Consider the following 24,627-nt stretch of genomic DNA (forward strand, 5'->3'; position numbering starts at 1 on the left):
ACGCGCGGCCGTCATCCCGCATCGCGCAGATAGTGCCCGGCGAAAGCCGAGTGCATGCGCTTGAGCAGCGCGATATACGGACGCCCTCGATCCGTCATCATCCATGACGCGGCCAGGGCGTTCGTCTCATCCCACAGACGCTCGAACTTGTCGCGCGCGATGTCCGCGGGAATGCCGGACCTCATCAGATCCAGAAAGTCCTTTTCGATCGCATCGGCGGAGCGGGGCGCCCGCGCTGGCGGGCACATCTGCATGTCGCCGGACTGATCGGGGGACACGATCGCCTCGCCCGCTAGTTCATCGATGGCAGGAACCGCCAGCGCCGATCCATCCTGTGCAGCAGCGCGATATACGAAAACGCGGCATCGCTGTCGACGCACGACTGTGCCGCATCGTTGACTTCGTTCCACAACGTTTCGAAGCGCGCCGCCGCTTCGGGCCGGCTGAGCGGCTGCGTGAGCAGCACCGAAAAGGCAAACGACAGTTCCTCCGCGCTGCGCCGCAGCGGGTAGCGCGATCGACGCGATAGATATCTGTACTTCATGGTCTCCGGCTGACGTTTAGGTCTGTGCGCGTTCGAAAGCGGCGCCGATGTCGCTGGCATCGCTAGTGGCCGACATCACATTGCCCGCCGCATATGACGCCGATGATACAGCCGCGCGAAACGCACGCGGCAGCGATCGTCCGTGATGTTTTGGTGAAGGGCGGATGTCTGTCATCGCCGGCGGTGGCTGCGCGGCAACGTGCTCCGCTCAACGCGCGGCGACGGCCACCGTCGCGATGCCGAGCACCGTCGCGATCACGGAAGCCATCACGTGAATCGCGATCTCGCCCGCAGCCCAGTTCAGCCGTCCCTGTTGCAAGTGCTGGACCACTTCCGCTGAGAAAGTCGAGAACGTCGACAGACCGCCCATCAGGCCGGTGATGATGAAGAGGCGCCATTCGGGCGCGATCTGCGGATTGCGCCCGAAGTACGCGACCGCCACGCCGATGATGTAACCGGCGATCACGTTCGCCGCGAGCGTGCCGAGCGGCAGCGCGGGAAAGAGCGCATTGAGACGCAGACCGAGAAACCAGCGAAACAGCGAGCCGAGTGCGCCGCCGATGCCGACGGCAAGAATGGACAGATACATGGGAAGCCTGGAAAGCCGAACGTCGACAAACCGGCTGCGGCGGGGCGTGAGGCTGCAACGTCCGCAGTGATCCGGGCGAAGCAGGCATCATCAGCCACGAGGGCGGTTCAGGAGAATGCCATCTCCGGCGCGCGCAAGTCTACACCGGCGCGCGCGTTGTATGAAGCGTGAGCGGCTCGACAGGGCGGGCCGCGCGCCGGCATCGCGAGGGTACACCAGAAGCGCGGACACTGTCAGCGAACGCACGCAGCCGCGTTGTGTTTCCGGCGATGCGGCACACGCCGTCCCGCCTTCCGCGCGTCCTTCTGATGCTGGGCCGATGCGGGCCAGATAACGTTCTGTTCAGCCGACCGTCTCGCGCTCCGGCGTCGACGTGATCTTGTGGATCGACAGGTCGGCGCCGTTGAACTCGTTCTCCTGGTCAATGCGCAGTCCGACGCTCATGCGGATCGCGCCGTAGACGATCGTGCCGCCCAGCGTCGCGAACACGACGCCGCCGAGCGTGCCGATCACCTGCGCGATCAGCGACACGCCGCCCAGCCCGCCCAGCGCATGCTGGCCGAAGATGCCCGCCGCGATGCCGCCCCACGCGCCGCACAGGCCATGCAGCGGCCAGACACCGAGCACGTCGTCGATGCGCCAGCGGTTCTGGACGATCGTGAACATACGGACGAACAGCACGCCCGCGACGGCGCCCGTCACCAGCGCGCCGAGCGGATGCATCACATCCGAGCCGGCGCACACGGCCACCAGCCCCGCGAGTGGGCCGTTGTAAGTGAAGCCCGGGTCGTTGCGGCCCGCAAGCCACGCAGTGAGCGTGCCGCCGACCATCGCCATCAGCGAGTTGACGGCGACGAGGCCGCTGATCTTGTCGATGGTCTGCGCGCTCATCACGTTGAAGCCGAACCAGCCGACGGCGAGCACCCACGCGCCGAGCGCGAGAAACGGAATGTTCGACGGCGGATGCGCGGCGATGCGTCCGTCGCGCGTGTAACGGCCATGGCGCGCGCCGAGCAGCATCACGGCGGGCAGCGCGACCCAGCCGCCGAACGCGTGCACGACTACCGAGCCCGCGAAGTCGTGGAACGGCGCGCCCAGCGCGTGCGTCAGCCACGACTGGATGCCGAAGCGGTCGTTCCACACGATCCCCTCGAAGAACGGATAGATGAACCCCACCAGCACGAACGTCGCGAACAGTTGTGGGTTGAACTTCGAGCGCTCGGCGATGCCGCCCGAAACGATCGCAGGGATCGCCGCCGCGAACGTCAGCAGGAAGAAGAAGCGCACGAGCGCGTAGCCGTTGTGGGCGGCGAGCGTGTCGGCGCTGCCGTAGAACTGGACGCCGTAGGCGATCGTATAGCCGATGAAGAAATACGCGATGGTCGATACCGAGAAGTCGACGAGGATCTTCACGAGCGCGTTGACCTGATTTTTCTTGCGGACCGTGCCCAGTTCCAGGAACGCGAAGCCCGCGTGCATGGCGAGCACCATGGCCGCGCCGAGCAGCAGGAAGAGGGTGTCGGTGCCGGTTTTTAGACTATCCATCGGTAGGAATCCTGCGATGCGCAAAAAGCGGGCATCGAACGCAAGAAGCGGGCCAAAGCGAGGCACGCACGCGTTCTGCCGGTGCGAAGACGCACCGGAACGGGACGCGAGGGCTCCGTAAGACGATTCGTCCGAGATGGTGATGTCGCGGGTCGTGCTGAGTGAGCACCGTCTGTGTGCAATTGATCCGAATTAGGGCATGCAGCGGTCCCAAAAACGTGCGAATTCCTATGGTTTGCTTAATAGAACCCTACGATTGCATGACGGATGCAACGACGGACACGGCACACGAAAAAGAATGGCGACCGGGCGTGGCCGGCATTCGCCTATGTCTCCTGGCTTTGCACCCGGCTGCGAGCTATCTTGGCCGGACGGCGTTTTGTCATCGGAACCGATCGCCGACATAATGTGCCGTCCCCGGCGCGACCCGCCGGCTTCCGACTCTTCCGGCGCGCGCATGAGACTCACCACCAAAGGGCTGCTGCTGATCGCGATACCCGCCGTATTCGAACTCGCGCTGCTGTCGGGGCTGCTGAAGGCGCAGTCGGACGCCGATCAGGCCGAACGCCGGAGCGTGCACAGCCAGGACGTGCTGCGTCGGACGGCGGACATTCTGGCGCCCGTGCTGCTGGAATCGGTACGGCTGCGCGGCGCCGTCGTGAGCGGCGCGCACGATATCGCCACCCCCGTCACGCTGTGGATGGATGTCGACCGGCGCATCGACCAGCTCGCTGAACTCGTCTCCGATGACCCGGCGCAGGTCGAGCGCGCGGTGCAGATACGCCAGTCCGTGCAGGCGTACCGGCAATGGTCGGACCGCGTGCTGGACCTGATTCGCTCGGGGCGTCGGCGCGACGTGCTGCAACGCTTTCGCGACCTCGCCGTGACCGACGTGCTCGACCGCTTCCGTTCGCAGGTCGCCGAGTTTCAGGCTGAGGAGCGGCGCCTCGATTCGCTGCGCTCGGCGGCGGCCTCTGCGGCACGCTCGCGGCAGCAATCGCTGATCGTCGCGGCGGTGGTCAGCTCGCTCGTGTTCGTCGCAATCGCGTTCTGGATGTTCGCGCGCGGCTTGCGTGGCCGGCTCGCGCTGCTGTCGGACAATGCGAGCCGCCTCGCGAGCAACGAGCCGCTCACGCCGCTCACGCCGGGCAGCGACGAGATCGCGCGGCTCGATCTGATGCTGCATGAGACCAGCCGACGGCTGCTCGAATCGGAGCGCCAGCAGGCGCGTTTCCAGTCCGATCTGGGCCGCCATGCCGCCGAACTCGCGCAGACCAACGAAACGCTGCGCCAGCAGACGCAGGAGAACGAGACGTTCATCTACAGCGTGTCACACGATCTGCGCGCGCCGCTCGTAAATTTGCAGGGCTTCTCGAAGGAACTGATCCATGCGTGCGACGATCTGCGCGCGGCCGTGCGGCAGTCGTCGCTGACGCAGCAGCAGCGCGAGCACGTCGAACAATTGATCGACGAAGACATCGGCGAAGCGCTGCATTTCCTCCAGACGGCTGTGCTCCGCGCATCGCACATCATCGATGCGCTGCTGCGACTGTCGCGCGTCGGCCGCGTCGAGTACCGGCGCCAGCAGGTCGACGTGCGCGACATCGTGCAGCGCGTGATCGACGCAATGCAGGCGACGATCCGCGATCGCGGCGCGCGCATCGTCGTACAGGCGCTGCCGCCCGTGTGGGGCGACCCGACCACGCTCGAACAGATCTTCGCGAACCTGATCGGCAATGCGATCAACTATCTGAGCCCGGCGCGCGCGGGCGTCGTCGAGATCGGCACGACGGCCGCGCCGCCCGGTGTGCAGACGCTGCGGATCTTCTACGTGAAGGACAACGGACGCGGCATTCCCGACAACGCGATGCCGCGCCTTTTCAACGCGTTTCAGCGGCTGCACGGCAAGGTCGCGGCGGGTGAGGGGATTGGTCTTGCGCTCGTGCGGCGGATGGTCGAGCGGCACGGCGGGCGGGTGTGGGCGGAATCGACGGAAGGCGCCGGAACGACGTTCTACGTGGCGTTGCCAGATGCCGCCCCGGCGACGTCCGGCAATGAGCCGCAAGACGTCGCGCTACCGGGCGCCGCGCAGGCGCTGCGGGCCGAAGCCCGGTAGCGTCGGGTGCGCGGGGCGGGAGCGCGCAGGAAGCGAGCGTCAGGTTGCCGAAAACAGCCGACGCGGCCTGAGCAGCTTGCTGCCGCGAATCGACCAGTAGCAGCTGGCAGCGATCAGGAACAGCGCGCCCGCCAGAATGAACGAGGGTGCGACGTGGAGGGCCCCGGCGCCCAGCGCGAACAGCCCACGCACGATGACGAGCAGCGCGGCCCAGAATGACAGCACGGCCTGTGCGAGCAAACGCGTGCCCGTGAAGCGCCGCGCGCGGTTTTCAATCGACCAGCCGGCCGGCGCGCGCGAGCAGAAGAACGTCAGCGAGAGCAGTGCGACTGCGAGAATGATCACCCAGTTAGTGAGATCCATGGTAGAGCCCTTCTAAAGTCAACCTGCGACTTTAGGGGGCGCTACGGGTGGGGGATATCGGAGAAGTCTCAATCTGACAGTGAGCGGCAGCGCGCCGCGCAATCAGGCCGGGTGCGAACCCAGCCATCGGGACGCGTCAAAGTTCGATCCGCGTGCCGAGCAGGACGAGGAACTGCCGTAGCCATTCCGGATGAGCGGGCCACGCGGGCGCGGTGACGAAATTCGCATCGGTGACGGCCGCGTCGATGGGGATGTCCGCGTAGTCGCCGCCCGCCAGTTTCACTTCCGGCGCGCACGCCGGATAGGCCGATATGCGTCTGCCGCGAATCACGTCGGCGGCGGCCAGCAACTGCGCGGCGTGGCAGATCGCGGCGATCGGCTTGTTGCTATGCGCGAAGTGGCGTACGAGGTCGATCACTTTCGCGTCGAGGCGCAGATATTCCGGCGCGCGTCCGCCCGCGATCGCGAGCGCATCGTATTGCAACGCGTCGATGTCGTCGAATGCGGCGTTCAGCGTGAACTGGTGGCCGGGCTTCTCGGAGTATGTCTGGTCGCCCTCGAAGTCGTGGATCGCCGTCTTCACGCGCTCGCCTGCGCGCTTGCCGGGGCAGACGGCATCGACGGTATGGCCGACTGCCTTCAGCGCCTGAAAGGGCACCATCGTTTCGTAATCCTCGGCGAAGTCGCCCGTGAGGAACAGAATCTTCTTTGCTGCCATCGCATGCCTCCAGTTGTTGAGGGAATACGTCGAACGTCGGCCAGTCTACTCCAGCACATTTGACAACATTGCGAAGGATCGCCTGACGGTCCGTTGCGAACGGAGCCGGTGATACGCGACGGCGTATCATTGAGGCGTTTTCGCATCACGAAGCCGCCAGACGCGGCTCATACACAACGATGACAACCATCAAACCCATCTCACGCCGTCCGCTCGTCCGTTCGACGCTGTTCGCCGCCATGCTGCTCGCGGGCCTCGCTGCGTGCCAGAAGAACGATGCGTCCGCAGGCCAGACGTCGTCGGGCCTCAACAATATCGGGCAGCAGGCCAGCCAGAAGCTCGATCAGGCGGCGAGCTACGTCGGCCAGCAGGTCGATGCCGCGAAGGCGACGGCGCAGCAGAATCTGGACGCGGCCGCGTCCGGCCCGTCGATCAAGCTCGATCCGAGCGATCTCGCGTCGCGGGCGCAAGCCAATTTCCAGGGCGCAGCCAGCGCGACGAACGCGGCCGTCGCCAAGGCGATGAGCTCGACGGGCGCCGGACTCGAGTCGGCGGGACGCAAGCTCCAGCAATGGTCGAGCGAAACGTCGTCGAACTCGCAGCCGTCGTCCACCGAAGGCGGCAGCGACGCGCAGAAACAGATGGACAAATAAGCCCGCCCTTGACCGGGACCCGTAAATGTAACTATCATGATTGCATATCGTCGATCGGACGGTGTGTAAGTGCGCGCGTGTTACGCGCATCGGATGATCTGCCGCTGTGAATACGAGTAGCCGATTTGCCTTCGCGGTTCATGTGCTCGCGTTGCTGTCGCTGCAGCAGGGCGTGCCGTTGTCGTCGGAGATGATCGCGGGGAGCGTGAACACGAACCCCGTGCTGATCCGCCGGCTGCTTGCGATGCTGGCCGAAGCGGGCCTCACCACGTCGCAACTGGGCGCGGGCGGCGGCGCGCTGCTTGCGCGCGAGCCGCGCGACATTACGCTGCTCGACGTCTATCGCGCCGTCGACGATGCGCAACTGTTCGCGCTGCATCGCGAGACGCCGAACCCGGCATGCATGGTCGGCCGCAACATCCAGACGGTGCTGACGGGCATCATCGGCGACGCGCAGCAGGCGCTCGAAGCGTCGCTCGCGTCGCGCACGCTGGCGGACGCGACGGCCGACGTCGTGCGTGCGGAACGTTCGCGCGAACGCAAGCGAAAAGCCGCGGACGGCTGAACCGAGCCGGAAGCTGCAAACAAGGGGCCACGCCCCGATTTTTTTAACGAAATATGTAATCAACTAGGTTACATTTGAAGAAAGGACTATCGACATGAGCAAGACACTGAAGATCGCGCTGTTCGGCGCAACGGGCATGATCGGCTCGCGCATCGCGGCGGAGGCGGCGCGTCGCGGGCATCAGGTGACGGCGTTTTCGCGCAATCCGGCGCGCGTGCCCACGGATGTCGCGAACCTGAAGGCGGCGCAGGCCGACGTGACGGATGCGGCAAGCGTGGCGGCAGCGGCGCGCGGCCATGATGTCATCGCGAGCGCGTATGCGCCGCCGATGGACGACGTCGCGTCGATCGGCAAGGCGACGCGCGCGCTGGTCGACGGCACGCGCGAAGCGGGTATCAGGCGTCTCGTCGTGGTAGGCGGCGCGGGCTCGCTGGAAGTGGCGCCCGGCAAGCAGCTCGTCGATAGCGAGGGCTTTCCGGAAGCGTACAAGGCGATCGCGCTCGCGCATCGCGACGTGCTCCCGATCCTGCGCGCCAGCGACCTCGACTGGACCTTTTTCGCGCCCGCCGCGATGATCGCGCCGGGCGAGCGCAAGGGCACATTCCGCACGGGCGCGGGCTCGCTGATCGTCGACGCGCAGGGCAACAGCAGCATCTCGGCGGAAGACTACGCGATCGCGTTCGTCGACGAGCTGGAGCAAGGCCGTTTCGTTCACCAGCTCGCGACGGTCGGGTACTGAGGGCTTCGAAGCATCGGCCGGCACGCGCGCGAACTGCACGCAGCGTGCCGGAGCGCGTCTGACGGCGTCGCGCAAGTGCACTAACATTCGGTTACGCATCGGGGAGGTTTCCCTCGACGACACCCGCTAAACTTGGCGTCTCTCCCGTTCTGTTACGGATTGCCATGAAGTCATGCCTCGCGCGGCGTGAATCGCGGGCTGCGCCGTTATGCGGCGGGCTTCTGGCGATTGACGCCGTCTTTTGCTTTATTTTCCATATTGTGTTGCGTGAGCGCTTGTTCGGCCTCGTGCGCGATTTCACGCGCGATTGCGTTCGCTTGCGCTCGCTTGTGTATGCCGTCTGCGTATGGCTTGCGCTCGCGGGCGCTGGCGTCATGCTGCCCGCCGTTGCGCACGCCGCGGGCGCGGCCAGCGGCACGCCGATGATTCCCGCGCTGCAAAGCCTGATCAACAGTGCAACGGTTTCGACGGCGGCGCCTGCGTCGGGTGCTTCGGCGGCGGATGCCGCGTCGGCGCCGTCGCCTGCGAGCCAGGCCGAGATGGCGAAATCGCTCGACAGCGTGATCACGACGCTCGACAACGACCGTCAGCGCACCGCACTCATCGCACAACTGAAGAAACTGCGCGATGCGACGAAAAAGGTCGCGCCCGCTGCGACCGCGCAGCCGAGCCCTGGGCTGCTCGGTGCCATCGCGGCGGGCATCGCGTCGTTCGAATCGGACGTGCATCAGGGCCGCTCGCCGCTCGACTACTGGTCCGGCCGCTTCAACGCGGCGGCCAACGAGATCTACACGATCGTCACGAGTCAGGGGCGCGAGCACTTCGGCCAGGTGCTGCTGAACATGTTCGCGGTGCTGGCCGGCTGGGGCGCGTGCGCGTCCGGTCTCATCTACGTTCAGCGCAGGGTGCATGAGCGTTTCGGCATCGTGGTGCGGCTCGATGCCAATCCGACCACGCGCGATCTGCTGATCTTCGCGCTGCGTCGCGTCGGACCGTGGATCATCGCGTTCGTCGCCGCGCTGATGTTCGTGCGCGCGATGCCCAATTCATTGGGCCGTACGATCGCGATGGTGATCGCGTATGCAATCGTCGCGGGCGCGGTGTTCTCGGCGATCTGCCTGATCATGTTCTCGCTGTTCGGTTCCGGGCACCGGCGCGCGGCCGTGCGCCTGCTGATCGAACAGGCGCGCCGGCTGCTGTTCGCGATCGGCATCTGCAGCGCGCTCGGCGATGCTGCCGTCAACTACGACGTCGCGCATGAACTCGGCACGAATCTGGCGGCGCTGGTGTCGACGGTATCGAACATGACGGCGGCCGCGCTGACCGCGTACTTCGCGCTCGCTTTCCGCCGGCCCGTCGCGCATCTGATCCGCAACCGTGCGTACGAACAGCGGCACGACCACAAGGCAGCCACCGACGCATTCGACGTGCTCGCTTCGCTGTGGCACGTGCCGATGCTCGTGCTCGCGACAGCATCGGTGATCGCGACGATCGGCGGCATCGGCAGCGGCGAGAACGTGCTGCAGATTTCCGTCGTGACGGCGCTGCTGCTCGTGCTGGCGTTTTTCCTGTCGGCGATCGTGCTGCGCGTGACCCGGCCGCGCAACGCTCGCCGCCGTCGGCGCTCGCCGTATCTGACGCGCCTGTTGCGCTTCGTCGGCACGTTGCTGACGCTCTTCATCTGGCTCGCGTACTTCGAGTTCGCGTCGCGTCTGTGGGACGTATCGCTCGCGCAGATCGTCGAGGAGAGCGTGACGGCGCGCGGCATCGCGCACGCGCTGACGGCGATCCTGATCACGGTGTTCGTGTCGTGGCTCGTGTGGATTCTGATCGACACGGCAATTCAGGAAGCCGTCAATCCGAGCAGTCCGCGCAACAAGTCGAAAAACCCGAGCATGCGCGCGCGCACGATGCTGCCGCTCGTGCGCAACGTGCTGTTCGTAACGATCCTGACGATCGCGGGCATCGTCACGGCGGCCAATCTCGGCATCAACGTGACGCCGCTGCTCGCGGGCGCGGGCGTGATCGGTCTCGCGATCGGCTTCGGCGCGCAGTCGCTGGTGAGCGATCTGATCACGGGCCTTTTCATCATCATCGAGGACACGATTTCGGTCGGCGACTGGATCGACATCGACGGCGGCCATGCGGGCACCGTCGAGTATCTGTCGATCCGCACGGTGCGGCTGCGCGACGGTCAGGGCGCGATTCACGCGATCCCGTTTTCGCAGATCAAGATCGTGAAAAACCTGTCGCGCGATTTTGCGTACGCGGTGTTCGAGGTACGCGTGCCGTTCTCAGCGGACGTCGATCAGGTGACGCAGCTGATACGCGCGGTCGGCGCGGATCTGATGGCCGATTTCCGTTACCGGCGCGAGATGCTCGGGCCCGTCGAAGTGTGGGGTCTGGACCGTTTCGATCCGAACTGGATGGTGGTCAAAGGGCAGATCAAGACGCGTCCGCTGCAGCAATGGAGCGTCGCGCGCGCATTCAATCTGCGCGTCAAGCGCAAGATGGACGAGGCGGGTATCGAGATTCCCGTGCCGCAGATGCGCATTCATTCGTCGCGCGACGATGCCGAAGGCGAGGCGATGATGAACGAAGAAGCCGTGCGGCATGCGGCTGGCGAGCGCGAATCCGCGACGGGCACGACGACGCCGTTCAGATCGAGGCAGACCAGCGCGATGCCGCCCGCACGCGACGTGTCGCATGAGCCGCGGCCGGCGCCGCCGTCGACGGGGCAATCGGCGGCCGTGCCGCCGCAGATTCCGACGGCGGGCGACGGCGGGAAGACTTGAGCGGGGAATCGGGGCTTTCGGTGGAAAGAATGGAAAGGCGTCACGCGTGACGCCTTTCTTTTCAACGGGAGAAGCAGCGCGCGGACTTCAGGCGAGCAGCGCTTGCGCGCTATCGGCGATACGCACGATGTCGTTCACGTGGCTCGCGATCCGTTCACCGGGCACGCCGTAGATATGCAGCGATACGGCGGCTTTGCCGCTGCTGTTGCTGTTGCCGAGGCGATGGATGCCCGTGCGTCCCGCGCGCGTGAACGAGACTGCGCCCGGCTCGCGCGAGTGTTCGCGCAACGGCGTCGCGCACTCGCTGGCCGGGTTCCATTCGTAGACGGTCTCCGTCATCGTGCCATCGATCACCGCGTATCCGCACCACGTGTGATGTGCGTGAATCGGGCTTGCCTGGCCGGGCATCCAGACGATCGCGGCGATCGCGTAGCGGCCGAGCGGATCGGCGGCGAGCAGATGCCGCCGATAACCATTGGCTGCGCCTTCACGCTGCGCGTCGGTGAGCAGCGCGGGGTCGGCGGCGGCTTCCGCGAGGGCCGCGCGCACGCCGCGTGCAAAACTTGCGTGCAGCGACGGATCTTGCGCGTCGTCGCACGTGTCGAAGGCTGCATCGATGGCCTGGCAAAGGCGCGCGATCGCGCAATCAGACGATGCCGCACGAGAGAAAGATGCGGGCATGGCCTGTGTCGGCGAACGGTCGGCTGTGCTCAAGCCGGTTGTGTGGTTCATGAAAGGCTCCGCGGATGTTGTTTTTAGAGAACGCCACTGCCCACATTTATACCGATTTGCGTGGAGAAAGAGTTTCCATATAATTCCCTCGTTTTGACGAGAAATAGAATAATTTTCTATCCGGGTGCAAAGATGGGAATGGACATCATTGATCGGCGGCTGCTCGAATTGCTCCAGGCGGATGCGACGATGCCGATCGCGGAACTCGCGGCGCGGGTGAATCTGTCCCAGACGCCATGCTGGAAGCGGGTGCAGCGACTCAAGGAAGCGGGGGTGATCCGCGCGCAGGTTGCGCTGTGTGATCCACGCAAGCTGGGGGTCGGTACGACAGTGTTCGTCGCGGTGCGTACGAACCAGCACACCGAGGCCTGGGCGCAAACCTTCACGCGCGCGGTGCAGGATATCCCCGAAGTGGTCGAGGTCTATCGGATGAGCGGCGAGACCGACTATCTGCTGCGCGTCGTGGTCTCGGATATCGACGACTATGATCGCGTCTACAAGCAACTGATCCGCGCGGTGCCACTCTACGACGTCAGTTCCAGCTTCGCGATGGAGCAGATCAAGTATTCGACGGCGCTGCCCGTGCGTGCCGCCGTGGTCGCGGAAGGGCGCTGATTCATCGGGCATTGCGCTTGCGTATGCGTCAGGGGCGCAGCGGATGTGCGCGGCGGACCGCAAGCCGCGCGCAAGGTGCTTCGTCGTAGAATGCCCGCTTTGTCGAATCAATCAGCAAGCAGAGCCAGACTCATGAACGATCCGCGCAAGAAAAACTCGACGCTTGGCATCGCCGTGTTCATCGTTGTCGTCGTGTTGCTCGTGATCGCGACGATCCTTTACAACGCGATCTCCGAAAAGCACAAGTACGAGCGCGAAAATCCTTCCAGTTCGTCGACGGCGCTATCGGCAGCGGCGTCTGCCGTGGATGCCGCCAAGGGCGCATCGCAGTAAAGGGTTGTGCGACCCGGGGGGCAGCCCTTGTCGCAACCCGTCACGCAATAAGCGACGCAAACAGTCACGCAATAGGCGACGCAAACCCTGCGTCAGTTCTCCGGCAGCCGGATCAAGCTCGCGTCCTTGCGGATCAGAAACGACGCCGCCAGCATTTGCTTGCACTGATGCGCGAGCAGCTTCAGTTCATGCACGGCATCGGCCGAATAGTCGGGCGCGCGCTCCGCTTCGACGACCATCGTATCGAGTTCACGCGTCAACTGCTTCGAGATGTCGGCCTGATCGGCGGGCGTCGCGCTGCCTTCTTCCGCTTGCGCGAGGTTGTCGCGGATCGCTGTCAGCGCGCGTTGCAGCGGCTGATGCGACGGACCGCCCATCTGCTGCGACGACGTGCGCAGCAACGGCGCCGCCGCCGTGATCTGCGATGCGAGCACGTGTGAGCGCACGAGCAGATCGTTCAGTTCCGGCACGAACTTCTGCGCGGACTTGGGCTCGAGCATCATGCGCTGGAACGCCTGGCCGAGATTGGCGAACGCGACGTGCACGTTCTTGCGCGCAAGCCGATAACGATAGTCGCGATCGAGCGCGCTCGCTGCCGCTGCGGCCGCAGGCGTCGGCGCTGATGTTTTCGCTGCTGTCGTCGATGTCGCGCTCACCGATGCGGCGTTGCTTCCCGCGTCGGGCGTCGGCATGGACGATCGAGCCGTCGCTGCCGTCGATCTCGCATCGGCTTGGGCCGCATTCACCGGCGCACCATTCATCGGCACATTACCCGCCGCGACTTCCGCCATCGCCACGGCGGGCGCGAGCGCTGCCGCTTCCGTCAGCGCGACGGGCGCGGCGACGGCGGCGGCCGGCTTGCCGCTCCACCACCAGCTCGCTTCCAGATAGTTGCGCATCGCCGCGATCATGTTGTTGACGAGCTTGCCCATCAGCCGGTATTCCCAGTACGGGAACAGATGGCTTGCCGCGATCGCGATCGCGCAACCGACGACGGTATCGATCGCCCGCTCGCCGATGATATGCAGGCTGCCCGGCGCGAGCAGATGGAACATCAGCAGCACATATGACGACGTAAATACGACGCTCGCCGTGTAGTTGAAGAGCAGCAGGCTATAGCTCATCACCATCGAAGCGAACATCACGACGAGCAGGATATGCGGCTCCTTCACGCTGAAGATGAGCGCGATGCTCGCCGCGCAGCCGATCAGCGTGCCGACGATACGCTGCCCGTTGCGCTGCTTGGTGAGCGAGTAACCCGGCTTCAGGATGATGACTGTCGTCATCACGATCCAGTACGCGTTCGTTAGCGGCAAAAGGCGCCCGAGCCAGAAGCCGATAGCCACGGCGATCGTCACGCGCAGCGCATGCCGGAAGCTGGGCGAAGCCATCGTGAGATTCGAGAAGATCGAGCCGAACGGCACGCGCCGGCTCGACACGAAACGCGTGAGCGCCTGGTCGATGCGCAGTTCGGTTTCCTTCGCGCTCTCCTCGTTCGCGAGGTTCTTGCGCATCTTGTCGATCAGACGCGTCGCACTCCAGATGCGCCGGAACGTAGCGGAAACGGCCGAATAGGCCTCCGGGTTTTTCGCGGGCAGATCCTGCTTGCGCATCAGCTCGATTTCATATTCGATCGCGCGCAGTTCTGCCTTTACGCTGATCCGCGCGCGCGGCGGCTCGTTCTGCAGCACGGCGAGGCCGATGTCCTCGAGATCGGACGCGGCCTTGCGGATCAGATCGCGATAGAAGATCAGCAGGTCCGAGCCGCCGAAGGTGTTGCGCACGAGCGGGTAGTCGGTATGTGCGCCGACGAACTGCTCGTGCAAATCGACGATATGGATGAACAGATTGAAGAGCGTCGCGCGGCGCGGCTCGAGCCGACCGCTCCTGAGCTTGGGCAGATTGCGCAGCACGATATCGCGCGCGGCATCCTGCATCGCGACGGCATCGATCTGCTTCGCGACGAGATTGCGATAGCACTCGTCGAGGTCGTTGTCGAGATCGTAGAAGTTCGCGCGCGCGAGCAGATAGTCGGCGAGCGCGAACACGCTTTCGGCGAGCGCCTGTTGCTCGATCCGGTACAACATCCAGTGGCTCACGAGCGTCGACCAGTACGTGAACCACAGACCGCCCACGAGTATCCACGACGCGTTGACGAGCGCCTGCAACGGCGTGAAATGCTCTTCGAGCGTCATGATCATCATGAAGAGCGTCGCGAAGCTGATCTGCGGCCAGCGGTTGCCGTAGACGACGATCAGCGACAACACGAACGTGAGCGGCACGACGGTGCACCACAGCGCGATCGAACTGACGGTGGCGAGCCCCGTGGCCAGCGCGGCAAGAAAGCCGATCACGCTGCACGCGAGCATCTCGTTGTGCTTGTACTTGAGCGGACCGGGCATGTCGACGACACATGCGCCGAGCGCGCCCGTCGCGATCGTGAAGCCGAGCTCCCGGTTATGAAAGACGATCAGGCAAAGAACGGCCGGCAGCGAAATGCCGACGGCAATGCGCAAGCCGCCGTAGAAGTACTGGCTATACAGAAACTTTTTGATTTCGACTGAATAGCGCATCGACTGCCTGATGTCTCGTATCCGTATGTTGACGAAAGCAGATGAGGACGTGCCTGAAGGCTTTCATCCGAGCCCGAACTGCCGTCGAGTCTAACTGATTTGCCCATGCCCGGACCATCGTCCGAATGGCCAGGTTTCGTTGCGTCGAGTGCCTTTGTTATGCTGTCGGCTCTTCCATATGCGGGCTCCGCGCGAGCGCGGCGCCGCTTCTTCGTACAGGCTTTATGCTCCAGCTTTTCTATTCGAACCGGTACGATGTGCTCGTCGATGCGCTGCTCGACGGACTCGCTCAGGCGCCGTCGAGTCCATGGACCGCGCAGCCTGTGATCGTGCCGAGCGCGGCCGTGCGGCGGCGGCTCGAACTGGACATTGCCGCGCGTCAGGGCGTGTGCGCGAACATCGACTTCGGCTATCTCGCGCAATGGCTGTGGACGCAGATCGGCGGCGTGATCGAAGTGCCGCCGCGCTCCCCCTTCGCGCCGGACCGGCTCGTGTGGCGCTGCTATCGCTTGCTCGGCGACGCGGACGAAGCGCGGCCCTGGAACGCGTCGCCGCGCTTGCGCAGCTATCTCGATGCCGCCGACGCGCCGATGCGTTACGAGCTTGCGCGCCGCGTCGCGACGGTGCTCGACCATTATCTGACCTATCGTCCCGAGTGGCTGCTGCAATGGCAGAAGGGCGGCTCGATCTTCGCGAGCAGCGCCGCCGACGATACGGGCCCGCGCCTCGTCGGCGCGAGCGGCGCGGCGCGCGAAGACGAACGCTGGCAGGCCGCGCTGTGGCGCGCGCTGCTCGGCGAAGTGGCGGGCGACGCGCATTCCGCAGATGCCGCCACGCCGCCCGCGTATCGCTTCCTCGACGAAGTGCGCTCGCTTGATCTCGAAGCGATTGCGAACGCCGACTGGCCCGAGTCCGTCAGCGTGTTCGCGCTGCCGACCATGCCGCCGCTGCACATCGCGTTGCTGCGCGAACTGTCGCGCTGGATCGACGTGCGCCTGTACGCGATGAATCCATGTCGCGAGTTCTGGTTCGATATCGTCAGTGAAGGTCGCGTGCAGGCGCTCGACGTCGCGGGCCAGCTCGACTATCAGGAGGTTGGTCATCCGCTGCTCGCGGAATGGGGGCGGCAGACGCAGGCGCAACTGCACATGCTGCATGAACTGACCGAGAGTGCGGCATCGGGCGAGGCTTCGTACTTCGCGGAAAACGCCGCGCCCACGTGGCTCGCCGCCGTGCAGAACGGGATGCTCGATCTGCGCAGCGAGCGCGATCTCGACCCGAAGCCGCAGGAGCGCGGCATCGAAGTGCATGTGTGCCATAGCCTCGCGCGACAGCTCGAGGTGCTGCACGACCGGCTGCTCAGCTGGTTCGGCGAGTTCGACGATCTGCAGCCTTCGGACGTGCTCGTTACGTTCCCCGATCTCGACGCGGCCGGGCCGCTGATCGATGCCGTGTTCGGCACGGCGCCCACGGGAGATACACGCCGCATTCCGTATCGCGTCACGGGCTTGCCGCCTTCGCAGGCGAACCCCGTTGCGCGCGTGCTGCTCGACTGGCTCGCGTTGCCCGAACGCAATGTCGGCGCGCCGGAGCTGATCGAATGGCTGCGCGTCGATGCGATTGCCGCGCGCTACGGCATCGATGCGGCGGCGCTCGAAGACATCCAGGAATGGCTCGCGGCAGCAGGCGCGCGGCGCGGCCTCGCGCCCGTCACGCCCGCCGACAGCGCCGTTCCCATCGCGCGCCACACATTCGCCGACGCGCTCACGCGGCTCTTTCTCGGCTACGCGATGCCTGAAGGCGGCGAGCCGGTGGATGCGTGGCTGCCCGTCGAAGGCGCGGATGGCTCCGATGCGGAACTGCTCGGGCGCCTCGCGAGCTTCGTCGACGACGTCGACGCGTTCGCGCGCCGTTGCACCGATGACCTGACGCCCGCCGAATGGACGCAGCTTCTGCTCGAAGTGCTCGGCCGCTGCTTCGATGGCGGCGTCGACTTTGCGGACACGCTGGCGACAGTGCGCGACGCAATCGACAAGATGAGCGAAGCGATGCGCGCGGGCGGCGGCGATATCGCGCTGCCGGCGGCCGTCGTGCGAACGGCGCTGTCCGAAGCGCTCGACGATCCGGCGCGCGGCGGCGTGCCTTGGGGCAGCGTGACGTTCTCGTCGTTGACGAGTCTGCGTGGCTTGCCGTTCAGGATCGTCTGCATGCTGGGCATGGACGACGGCGTGTTGCCGAGTCTCGCGCGCGCCGACGAGTTCGACCTGATGGCCGAGTTCGGCAAGGCGGGCGACCGGCAGCGCCGCGATGACGAGCGCAATCTGTTTCTCGATCTGCTGCTTGCCGCCCAAGATCGGCTGCTGATCGCCTACACGGGGCGAAGCATCCGTGACAACGCGCCGTTGCCGCCCGCCGCGCTCGTCGATGAACTGCTCGATCACCTCGCGCGCGTGTCGTGCGACGAGGATGCGTCGCCCGCCGAACTCGACGCGGCGCGCCGTGCGTTTATCGTCGATCATCCGTTGCAGCCGTTCGCGTCCGAGTACTTCGATGCAAAGAACAATGGAAAGAGCGGCCTGTTCACGTACGACCCGGACCGCGCGGAACTGGCCGCGTTGCTGGCTGCGCCAGCGCGCGACACGACGCCGCCGTTCTTCGCCGCGCCGTTGCCCGCCGAGCCGGACGAACGCAACCAGCCAGTTGCGTTCGACGACTTCAGGCGTTTCTGGCGGCATCCGGCGCGCGCGTTGTTGCGCGACCGGCTTGGCATCGTGCTCTCCGATGCGCAAGGCGAACTGCTCGACATGGAGCCGTTCGAACTCGACTTCGCGGGTCGCGATGCGCTCGCCGAACGGTTGTTGCCCGCGCTGCTCGACGCGAGTCCCGGCGACGATGCATTGGCGCGCGTGCGCCGGGTCGCGGAAGCGAGTCCCGAACTGCCTGGCGGCGCGACGGGCGCCGTGTGGCGCGCGCGCGAACTGTCGGCGTTGCGGGGGCTCGCCGAGCGCGTGCGGCGCGAAGTGGCGTCGGGTGTCACGCGCTTGCCTTTCGCGCTCGACATCGACGCGCGCTGGCCCGATACGGGCGGCGTCGCGCTCTTCGGCGCATTCGACGCGCCGCTGCGCGAGCGCTCGGAAGGCCCGCTGCAACTGCAAGGCACACTCAATCTGTTGACTGAAACGGGGCAAGTCATTTTCCGATACGCAAGACCCAGCGCACGCGACTATCTGGCCGCGTGGCTCTCTCATCTCGTCTATTGCGCGGCGTTGCCCGACGGCCCGCGGCGTACCGTGTGGCACGCGAGCGGCGAGTCGTTCGAACTCGCGCCCGTCGAAAAGCCGCTCGATCAGCTTGCGCCGCTTGCCGCGCTATACCGGGCAGGGCGCGCGTTTCCGCTGCGCTTCTTTCCGAAGAGCGCGTGGGCGAAGATCAGCGACAGCGACTCCGTCGCGCAGAACGCGTGGGCAAGCGACCGCGTGCGCGCCGAATCCGACGATGCCGCGTTGCGCATCGCGTTCCGAGGCACGCCGCTGACGCTCGACGAACCGTTCGGCACGCTGGCGTCGCTTGTCTTCAAGCCGCTGGTCGCGCATCTGAGGAGCGCATCATGAGCGGCGCAGCGTGGATGCATGCACCCGCCGCGCAGGAACTCGATGTGTTCGCCTGCGATCTGGATGGCGTCAACCAGATCGAGGCGTCGGCGGGCACGGGTAAGACATGGAACATTTGCGCGCTCTACGTTCGGCTGTTGCTGGAGAAGAAGCTGAGCGCCGATCAGATCCTCGTCGTGACCTTTACGAAGGCGGCAACGGCGGAACTGCATGAGCGTATTCGGGGCCGTCTCGCCGAAGTGCAGCGCGCGATCGAAACGGGCGACGATGGCGGCGATCCGTTCATCGCGCGGCTTTTCGAAACGACGCTTTCCGAAGCGCGCGGCGTCGATCTCGAAGCGGCCGCAAAGGTGGTGCGCCGCGCGCTGCGCACCTTCGATCAGGCCGCGATTCACACGATTCACGCGTTCTGCCAGCGCGCATTGCAGGAAGCGCCGTTTGCCGCCGCGATGCCGTTCGCGTTCGAGATGGAAGCCGATGACGCCGCGTTGCGTTTCGAGCTTGCCGCCGATTTCTGGCGCGAGCAGGTCGAACCCGTTGCCGCGGCGCATCCTTCGTTCGCGGCCTGGCTGGTCGAACGGCGCGCAGGCCCCGCGTCGCTCGATGAACAGCTTGCGCGGCGTCTGAAGAAGCCGCTCGCGCAACTGCGCTGGGGCCAGACAGACGATATCGACGAGCCGGAGACGGACGCGTCGGATGACGCGCGCGAGCGCTTCGATGCAGCGTGGGCAATGTGGCGCGACGAACGTGACAACGTCATGCGTTTGCTCGACGAGACGCAGGCGCGTCTGAAACAGACGTCGCACAAGCCCGACGCCATTGCCGCCGCGATTGCCGCGTGGAACGACTACTTCGCGCAGGACGACTGTCACGCCGCGCCGCCGAAAGCCGCACTGAAGCTGACGGCCAGCGCGCTGACGAAGGGCACGAAGAAGGATTTCGAGCCACCAGCGCATCCGTTCTTCGCCGCCGCCGACGAACTCTCGACCGCCGCCGTCGCAGCCGAAGCGGCGCAGCACGCGCGCTGGCTTCGCCTCGTGCAGAAATGGCTCGACTATGCGCCGCATGAACTGGCGGCGCGAAAGCGCACGCGGCGGGTCGTGTCCTTCGACGATCTGCTGTCGAACCTGCATCGAGCGCTTGCCACGCACGTGTGGCTCGCGGACGCGTTGCGCGCGCGCTATCCCGCTGCGTTGATCGACGAGTTCCAGGATACCGACCCATTGCAGTTCGCGATCTTCAACCGCATCTTTGCGCCGGCTGGACCGCTCTTTCTCGTTGGCGATCCGAAGCAGGCGATCTACAGTTTTCGCGCGGCCGATCTGCATACGTATCTCGCGGCGCGCGCCAAGGCATCGGCGCGCTATACGCTCGCCGTCAACCAGCGTTCGACGGCGCCCATCGTCGACGCGTGCAATCGCTTCTTCGAAGCGAACCCTCAGGCGTTCGTTCTCGAAGGGCTCGACTATCACCCGGTGCGCGCGGGCGAGCGTCAGCGGCCGCCGTTCGTCGATCGAGCCGGACCCGATGACGGCGACTTCCGCGTCTGGATGCTGCCGTCCGGCGACGCGGCGCGAACCAGGCGCGACGCGCAGCGCGCGGCGAGCGAGGCGTGCGCTGCGGAGATCGTGCGTCTGTTGCGCGGTGCGCGCGACGGCAGCGTGACGATCGGCGACAAGCCGCTCGCGCCCGGCAATATCGCGGTGCTCGTGCAGACCCACAAGCAGGGCAGTCTGATCAAGCGCGAGCTGTCCGCGTGGGGCGTGGGCAGCGTCGAACTGGCGCAGGCATCCGTGTTCGAATCGCTCGACGCCGAGCAGATCGAACGCGTGCTGGCCGCCGTCGATACGCCCGGCGACTTGCGCCGCCTGCGCGCCGCGCTCGCGACGGACTGGTTCGGGCTCGACGCCGCTTCGCTGTGGCGGCTCGAGCACATCGACGACGGCGCGTCGTCATCGGCCGATGCCGCGCAATCCGTCGATGCGATGAGCTGGGTCGAGCGCTTTTCGCGCTACCGGATGTTGTGGCACGAGCGCGGCTTCGCTGTAATGTGGCGCACGCTGATACGCGAACTGAACGTCGCGCAGCGACTCGTCGCGGGTGTGGAAGGCGAGCGGCGGCTCACCAACGTCAACCATCTCGCCGAACTCGTGCAGGCGCGCGCCGCGACGAAGCCGGGCATCGCGCCGACGCTGCGCTGGCTGGCCGCCCAACGTGCTGGCGGCGCAGGGGGCGGCGAAGAGGCGCAATTGCGGCTCGAGTCGGACCGCAATCTCGTGCAGATCGTCACCGTGCACAAGTCGAAGGGTCTCGAATACGCGGTTGTGTTCTGTCCGTTTCTCAACGACGGCGGCATGCGCGAGCCGTCGTCGTCGGGCTTGCCCGACGCGCGCGAATATCACGACGACGACGGCGCGGCCGTGCTTCACTACGGCTGCGACGACGAGCAGAAGGACTACGCGAGCCGCCAGGCCTCGCGCGAGCAGGCGGCCGAGCGCGCGCGCCTCGTCTATGTCGCGTTGACGCGCGCCGTGTATCGCTGCTACCTGGTGGCGGGCACGTATCTGTCGCACAACTCGACGAGGGAATCGGCGCGCGGCGTGTTGAACTGGCTCGTCGCGGGCAGCGGACGCGACTTCGACGAATGGCTGGCGAAGCCACTCGACGAAAGCGCGATCTATCAGCATTGGCAGGCGCTCGCGGGCGGGCCTGTGGCCGTCGGCGCGCTGCCCGCCGTCGGGCGCCGCGTGCCGCTGGAAAGCATCGCCGACGGAACAGCGCTGATGCGCGCGCGCACGAGCCGGCGCACGCTGCGCGACGCGTGGCGCATGGCGAGTTTCAGCTCGCTGATCGCGGCCGGTTCGCGCGCCGAAGAAGCGACGGCGGCGAGCGACGAGGCGCGTCCCGATCACGACGAACTGGCCGACGTTCCGGCGCCGCTGCACGCAAGCGCATTCGATGCCGCACCTGCTCCCGTCGAACTCGCGCCCGACGATATCCTCGCGTTCCCGCGCGGCGCGGCGGCGGGCGAATGTCTGCACCGCATGTTCGAGCTCGCAGATTTCTCCGACCGCAGCACATGGGCGCATGCGATCGAACGCGCGCTGCATGAGCGGCCCGCGCCCGCCACGCCCGAACTCGCGCAACGGCTGCCCGCGATGATGCATCGTCTGCTCGGTGACGTCGTGAGCGCGGAACTCGTGCCGGGCATGACGCTCGCGGAACTCGATCCGAAGCGCCGGCTCAACGAGCTGGAATTTCTGTTTTCGGCGGCATCGCTGGATTTTCCGGCGCTGCGCGCGCTGCTCGCCGGGCATGGCTTTCCCGATGTCGCGCTGGAGCCCGGCATGCTGCGCGGCTACGTGAAGGGGTTCATCGACATGATCGTCGAGCATCAGGGGCGCTACTGGGTGATCGACTGGAAGTCGAACCATCTCGGCGATACGCGCGAAGACTACGCCGCCGCGCCGCTCGACGAAGCGATGACGAGTCACGCCTATCACCTGCAAGCGCTGCTTTATGTCGTCGCGCTGCATCGTTATTTGCGCGTGCGGCTTGCGGACTATGAGTACGGCAAGCATATCGGCGGCTATCTGTATCTGTTCGTGCGCGGCGTGCGTCCGGCGTGGCGCGACGCGGACCGCTCGGCGGGCGTGCATGCGCGACGGCCCGACTACGCGCTCGTCGCCGCGCTCGACGCATTGATGGATGGAGGCGCGGCATGAGCACATTCGATCAGCCATTGCCCGACGTCGAAGTGAACGTGCCCGCGCCGGCGGATTTCAGCACGGCGCTCGCCGAAGGTTTTGCGCGGCGGGTGAGCGCGCTCGCGCAGCGCGGTCGCGCGCCTGCGGACGGCGTGCGCTGGGCCGCGCGCGCGGCATTCGCCGTGAGCCGGGCGACGTCGGAGGGGCACGTCTGCATGTCGCTCGACGAACTCGCGCAGCGCTACGATGCGCACGCCGACGATGTGCGCGCCGCGCTGCTCGCAAGCGGTGTCGCAAGCGACGGCAAGGAGACGGCGCAGGCGTTGCGGCCACTCGTCGTCGATGGGCAAGGGCGGCTTTATCTCGCGCGTTACTACGATTACGAGCGGCGGCTTGCGCGGTCGCTCGTCGGCCATGCGCACGCGTCGCGCGGCGAAGGGCAACAAGCGGATTTTGTGTCGCGCAGCGCATCGCCGCACGCGTTGCGCGAAAGACTGCTGCGTTATTTCGGAGAGCCTCGGGACGACGAGATCGACTGGCAGCGCGTGGCCGCCGTAATGGCGCTGTCCGGGCGGCTCACGATCGTCAGCGGCGGGCCGGGCACCGGCAAGACTACAACTGTCGTCGGCGTGCTCGCGTGTCTGCTGGATGCGCGAGCCGATCTGCGCATCGCGCTCGCCGCGCCGACGGGCAAGGCCGCTCAACGCATGCAGGAAGCGCTGCTCGCGCGCGCGGGCTCGCTGCCGCCGGAGCTTGCCGTGCGTCTGCCGCAAACGTCCTTCACGCTGCATCGCTTGCTGGGTACGGGACCCGACGGGCGCTTCAGGCATCATCGCGACAACCCGCTGCCGTATGACGTGATCGTGATCGACGAGGCATCGATGATCGACGTCGCGATGGCGACGCATTTATTCGACGCGCTCGCACACGAGACGCATCTCGTAATGCTCGGCGACAAGGATCAGCTGGCGGCCGTCGAAGCAGGCGCCGTGTTCGCTGAGCTGAGCGCGCAGCCGGCGTTCAGCGATGAAGGTGTAAGCGGGATCGCGGTAGCGCTGGACATCGGCGAAAGCCGGCTGCGCGCAGCGTTGCCGGCCGCCGGCCGCGATACTTCGCCAAACGATGCGCCGCCGTTCGTCGACGATCTGTTCGGCGTGCCGTCGGACGCAATGAGTGACGCGCAATCGCGGCCTGCGCCGCTGGCCGATTGCGTCGTCTGGCTGGAGCGCAACTATCGCTTCGGGCTGGAGTCGGCGATCGGCCGGCTGTCTGTCGCGATCCGGCGCGGCGACGCGCAGGCCGCGCTCGACGTGCTGGAGACCGATCCCGTTGAGCATTGCGCGGCGGCATTCCACGTGGACACGGACGCAGCGCCATCGGAGCGCACGATCCAGCGGCTTGCCGCCGGTTTTGCGCCATATGCCGACGCGCTCGCCGCGACCCTCGGCGAAGGGGCATCCGGCACGGCGCCGCAGCCGCTTGCACTGTTCGACGCGCTCAACCGCTTTCGCATTTTGTGCGCGACGCGTCTCGGGGGGCGCGGCGTCGATCAGATGAATGCGGCGATGGCGACGCAGGTACGCCGCGCCGCGCGCGTGCCGCTGACGGCGGGCGCGCAGTGGTTCGCGGGCCGTCCCATCATGGTCACGCGCAACGACTATGCGCTGGGTCTCTTCAACGGCGATATCGGCATCGCGCTGCCGGGCGCGGATGGCTCGCTGCGCGTGTACTTCCGTGGCGCGGACGGCGGCTTGCGCGCGGTGTCGCCCGCTGCGCTGCCACCGCACGATACCGCGTTTGCGCTGACGGTTCACAAGTCGCAGGGATCGGAGTTCGAGCACGCGGTGCTGATGCTGCCTTCGACGTTCAGCCGCGTGCTATCGCGGGAGCTCGTCTATACGGCGATCACGCGAGCGCGCGAGCGCGTCGAAGTGATCGGCTCGCGGGCAGTGCTGATGCGCGCGATCGCGACGCCGACGCAGCGCGATTCAGGGCTCGCCGCGCGGATCGCCGAAGCGGCGCGAGAGGGGGCTTGCTGATTCGGTTCGAAACGAGGAAGGTGCGAAGGATACGATGAAGGCGTGAAGCAGACGGGAAGCGGCGAGGCAGACGGGGAAGCCGCGAGGAAGACGGGGAAGCGGCGAGGCAGACGAGGACGCGGCGAGGCAAACGGGAAGCGGCGAGGCAAACGGGAAGCGGCGAGGCAAACGGGAAGCGGCGAGGCGAACGAGGAAGCGGCGAGACAGACGGGAAGCGACGAGGCAGACGAGGACGCGGCGAAGCAGACGGGAAACGGCGGGCAGACGAGGAAGCCTCGAATCGACCGAGGAAGCGGCGAGGCGAACGAGGAAGCGGCGAGACAGACGGGAAGCGGCGAGACAGACGGGAAGCGGCGGGCAAACGAGGAAGCCTCGAATCGACCGAGGAAG

At 66.1% G+C, this 24,627-nt stretch carries 18 protein-coding genes and 1 riboswitch; of the genes, 10 read left to right on the forward strand and 8 right to left on the reverse strand.

The window, feature by feature from the left end; all coding sequences use genetic code 11:
- Positions 1-11 precede the first annotated feature (11 nt).
- The 4 genes from AB4Y32_RS24915 to AB4Y32_RS24930 form a co-directional block, all read right to left on the reverse strand.
- Complete coding sequence (locus tag AB4Y32_RS24915) at positions 12-278, reverse strand: hypothetical protein (protein WP_368723905.1); 267 nt, start codon at positions 276-278, stop codon at positions 12-14.
- 14 nt (positions 279-292) lie between these two features.
- Positions 293-544 (reverse strand): hypothetical protein, encoded by a 252-nt coding sequence (locus tag AB4Y32_RS24920; protein ID WP_368723906.1) that lies wholly within the window; start codon positions 542-544, stop codon positions 293-295.
- A 208-nt stretch (positions 545-752) separates the two neighbouring features.
- Positions 753-1,133, reverse strand: coding sequence for a fluoride efflux transporter CrcB (gene crcB, locus AB4Y32_RS24925; RefSeq protein ID WP_087732705.1), 381 nt, complete (start codon positions 1,131-1,133; stop codon positions 753-755).
- Positions 1,134-1,207: 74 nt separating this feature from the next.
- Positions 1,208-1,268, reverse strand: a riboswitch (Fluoride riboswitch).
- Between the two features lie 207 nt (positions 1,269-1,475).
- Positions 1,476-2,678: an ammonium transporter gene (locus AB4Y32_RS24930; protein WP_368723907.1), complete on the reverse strand. Its 1,203-nt coding sequence runs from the start codon at positions 2,676-2,678 to the stop codon at positions 1,476-1,478.
- 457 nt (positions 2,679-3,135) lie between these two features.
- Here AB4Y32_RS24930 and AB4Y32_RS24935 point away from each other — a divergent pair, with 457 nt between their 5' ends.
- Entirely contained in the window at positions 3,136-4,794 is a 1,659-nt protein-coding gene (locus AB4Y32_RS24935; RefSeq protein WP_368723908.1) for a sensor histidine kinase, read from the forward strand.
- A 39-nt stretch (positions 4,795-4,833) separates the two neighbouring features.
- Here the strand turns inward: AB4Y32_RS24935 and AB4Y32_RS24940 are convergent, their stop codons facing one another.
- On the reverse strand, positions 4,834-5,157 hold the full coding sequence (locus AB4Y32_RS24940; RefSeq protein WP_368723909.1) for a hypothetical protein: 324 nt from the start codon (positions 5,155-5,157) through the stop codon (positions 4,834-4,836).
- A 136-nt stretch (positions 5,158-5,293) separates the two neighbouring features.
- Entirely contained in the window at positions 5,294-5,875 is a 582-nt protein-coding gene (locus AB4Y32_RS24945) for a DJ-1/PfpI family protein (protein WP_368723910.1), read from the reverse strand.
- A gap of 179 nt (positions 5,876-6,054) precedes the next feature.
- Between AB4Y32_RS24945 and AB4Y32_RS24950 the strand changes: the two genes are divergently transcribed.
- The 4 genes from AB4Y32_RS24950 to AB4Y32_RS24965 all read left to right on the forward strand — a co-directional run bounded on the left by AB4Y32_RS24950 (position 6,055) and on the right by AB4Y32_RS24965 (position 10,627).
- A complete protein-coding gene (locus AB4Y32_RS24950; protein WP_439899838.1) occupies positions 6,055-6,528 on the forward strand; it encodes a hypothetical protein in 474 nt (157 codons plus the stop codon).
- A 106-nt stretch (positions 6,529-6,634) separates the two neighbouring features.
- Positions 6,635-7,093: an Rrf2 family transcriptional regulator gene (locus tag AB4Y32_RS24955; RefSeq protein WP_368723911.1), complete on the forward strand. Its 459-nt coding sequence runs from the start codon at positions 6,635-6,637 to the stop codon at positions 7,091-7,093.
- A gap of 94 nt (positions 7,094-7,187) precedes the next feature.
- Entirely contained in the window at positions 7,188-7,832 is a 645-nt protein-coding gene (locus AB4Y32_RS24960; protein ID WP_368723912.1) for an NAD(P)-dependent oxidoreductase, read from the forward strand.
- A gap of 164 nt (positions 7,833-7,996) precedes the next feature.
- Positions 7,997-10,627, forward strand: a complete 2,631-nt coding sequence (locus tag AB4Y32_RS24965) for a mechanosensitive ion channel family protein (protein WP_368723913.1) — start codon at positions 7,997-7,999, stop codon at positions 10,625-10,627.
- A gap of 87 nt (positions 10,628-10,714) precedes the next feature.
- Here AB4Y32_RS24965 and AB4Y32_RS24970 read toward each other — a convergent pair whose 3' ends face one another.
- Entirely contained in the window at positions 10,715-11,359 is a 645-nt protein-coding gene (locus tag AB4Y32_RS24970) for a cysteine dioxygenase (RefSeq protein ID WP_439899839.1), read from the reverse strand.
- A 132-nt stretch (positions 11,360-11,491) separates the two neighbouring features.
- Here AB4Y32_RS24970 and AB4Y32_RS24975 point away from each other — a divergent pair, with 132 nt between their 5' ends.
- Entirely contained in the window at positions 11,492-11,974 is a 483-nt protein-coding gene (locus AB4Y32_RS24975) for an Lrp/AsnC family transcriptional regulator (protein ID WP_368723914.1), read from the forward strand.
- 132 nt (positions 11,975-12,106) lie between these two features.
- Positions 12,107-12,307, forward strand: coding sequence for a hypothetical protein (locus tag AB4Y32_RS24980; protein ID WP_368723915.1), 201 nt, complete (start codon positions 12,107-12,109; stop codon positions 12,305-12,307).
- 92 nt (positions 12,308-12,399) lie between these two features.
- On the opposite strand, the gene AB4Y32_RS24985 is transcribed toward AB4Y32_RS24980, so the two are convergent.
- Positions 12,400-14,880: an FUSC family protein gene (locus tag AB4Y32_RS24985; protein WP_368723916.1), complete on the reverse strand. Its 2,481-nt coding sequence runs from the start codon at positions 14,878-14,880 to the stop codon at positions 12,400-12,402.
- A 224-nt stretch (positions 14,881-15,104) separates the two neighbouring features.
- Between AB4Y32_RS24985 and recC the strand changes: the two genes are divergently transcribed.
- From recC to recD, 3 genes are read left to right on the forward strand one after another with little or no spacing between them, the layout of a single operon-like run.
- Positions 15,105-18,491, forward strand: a complete 3,387-nt coding sequence (gene recC / locus AB4Y32_RS24990) for an exodeoxyribonuclease V subunit gamma (RefSeq protein ID WP_368723917.1) — start codon at positions 15,105-15,107, stop codon at positions 18,489-18,491.
- Complete coding sequence (gene recB / locus AB4Y32_RS24995; RefSeq protein WP_368723918.1) at positions 18,488-22,216, forward strand: exodeoxyribonuclease V subunit beta; 3,729 nt, start codon at positions 18,488-18,490, stop codon at positions 22,214-22,216. Before recC ends, recB begins: the two co-directional genes overlap by 4 nt.
- Positions 22,213-24,237 carry an exodeoxyribonuclease V subunit alpha gene (recD, locus tag AB4Y32_RS25000; protein ID WP_368723919.1) on the forward strand — a complete coding sequence of 675 codons (2,025 nt, stop codon included), beginning with the start codon at positions 22,213-22,215 and terminating at the stop codon, positions 24,235-24,237. The genes recB and recD overlap by 4 nt, the downstream gene beginning before the upstream one ends.
- Positions 24,238-24,627 lie beyond the last annotated feature (390 nt).

This window comes from Paraburkholderia phymatum (genome assembly GCF_040965635.1).
In the GTDB taxonomy this organism is placed as follows: domain Bacteria; phylum Pseudomonadota; class Gammaproteobacteria; order Burkholderiales; family Burkholderiaceae; genus Paraburkholderia; species Paraburkholderia phymatum_B.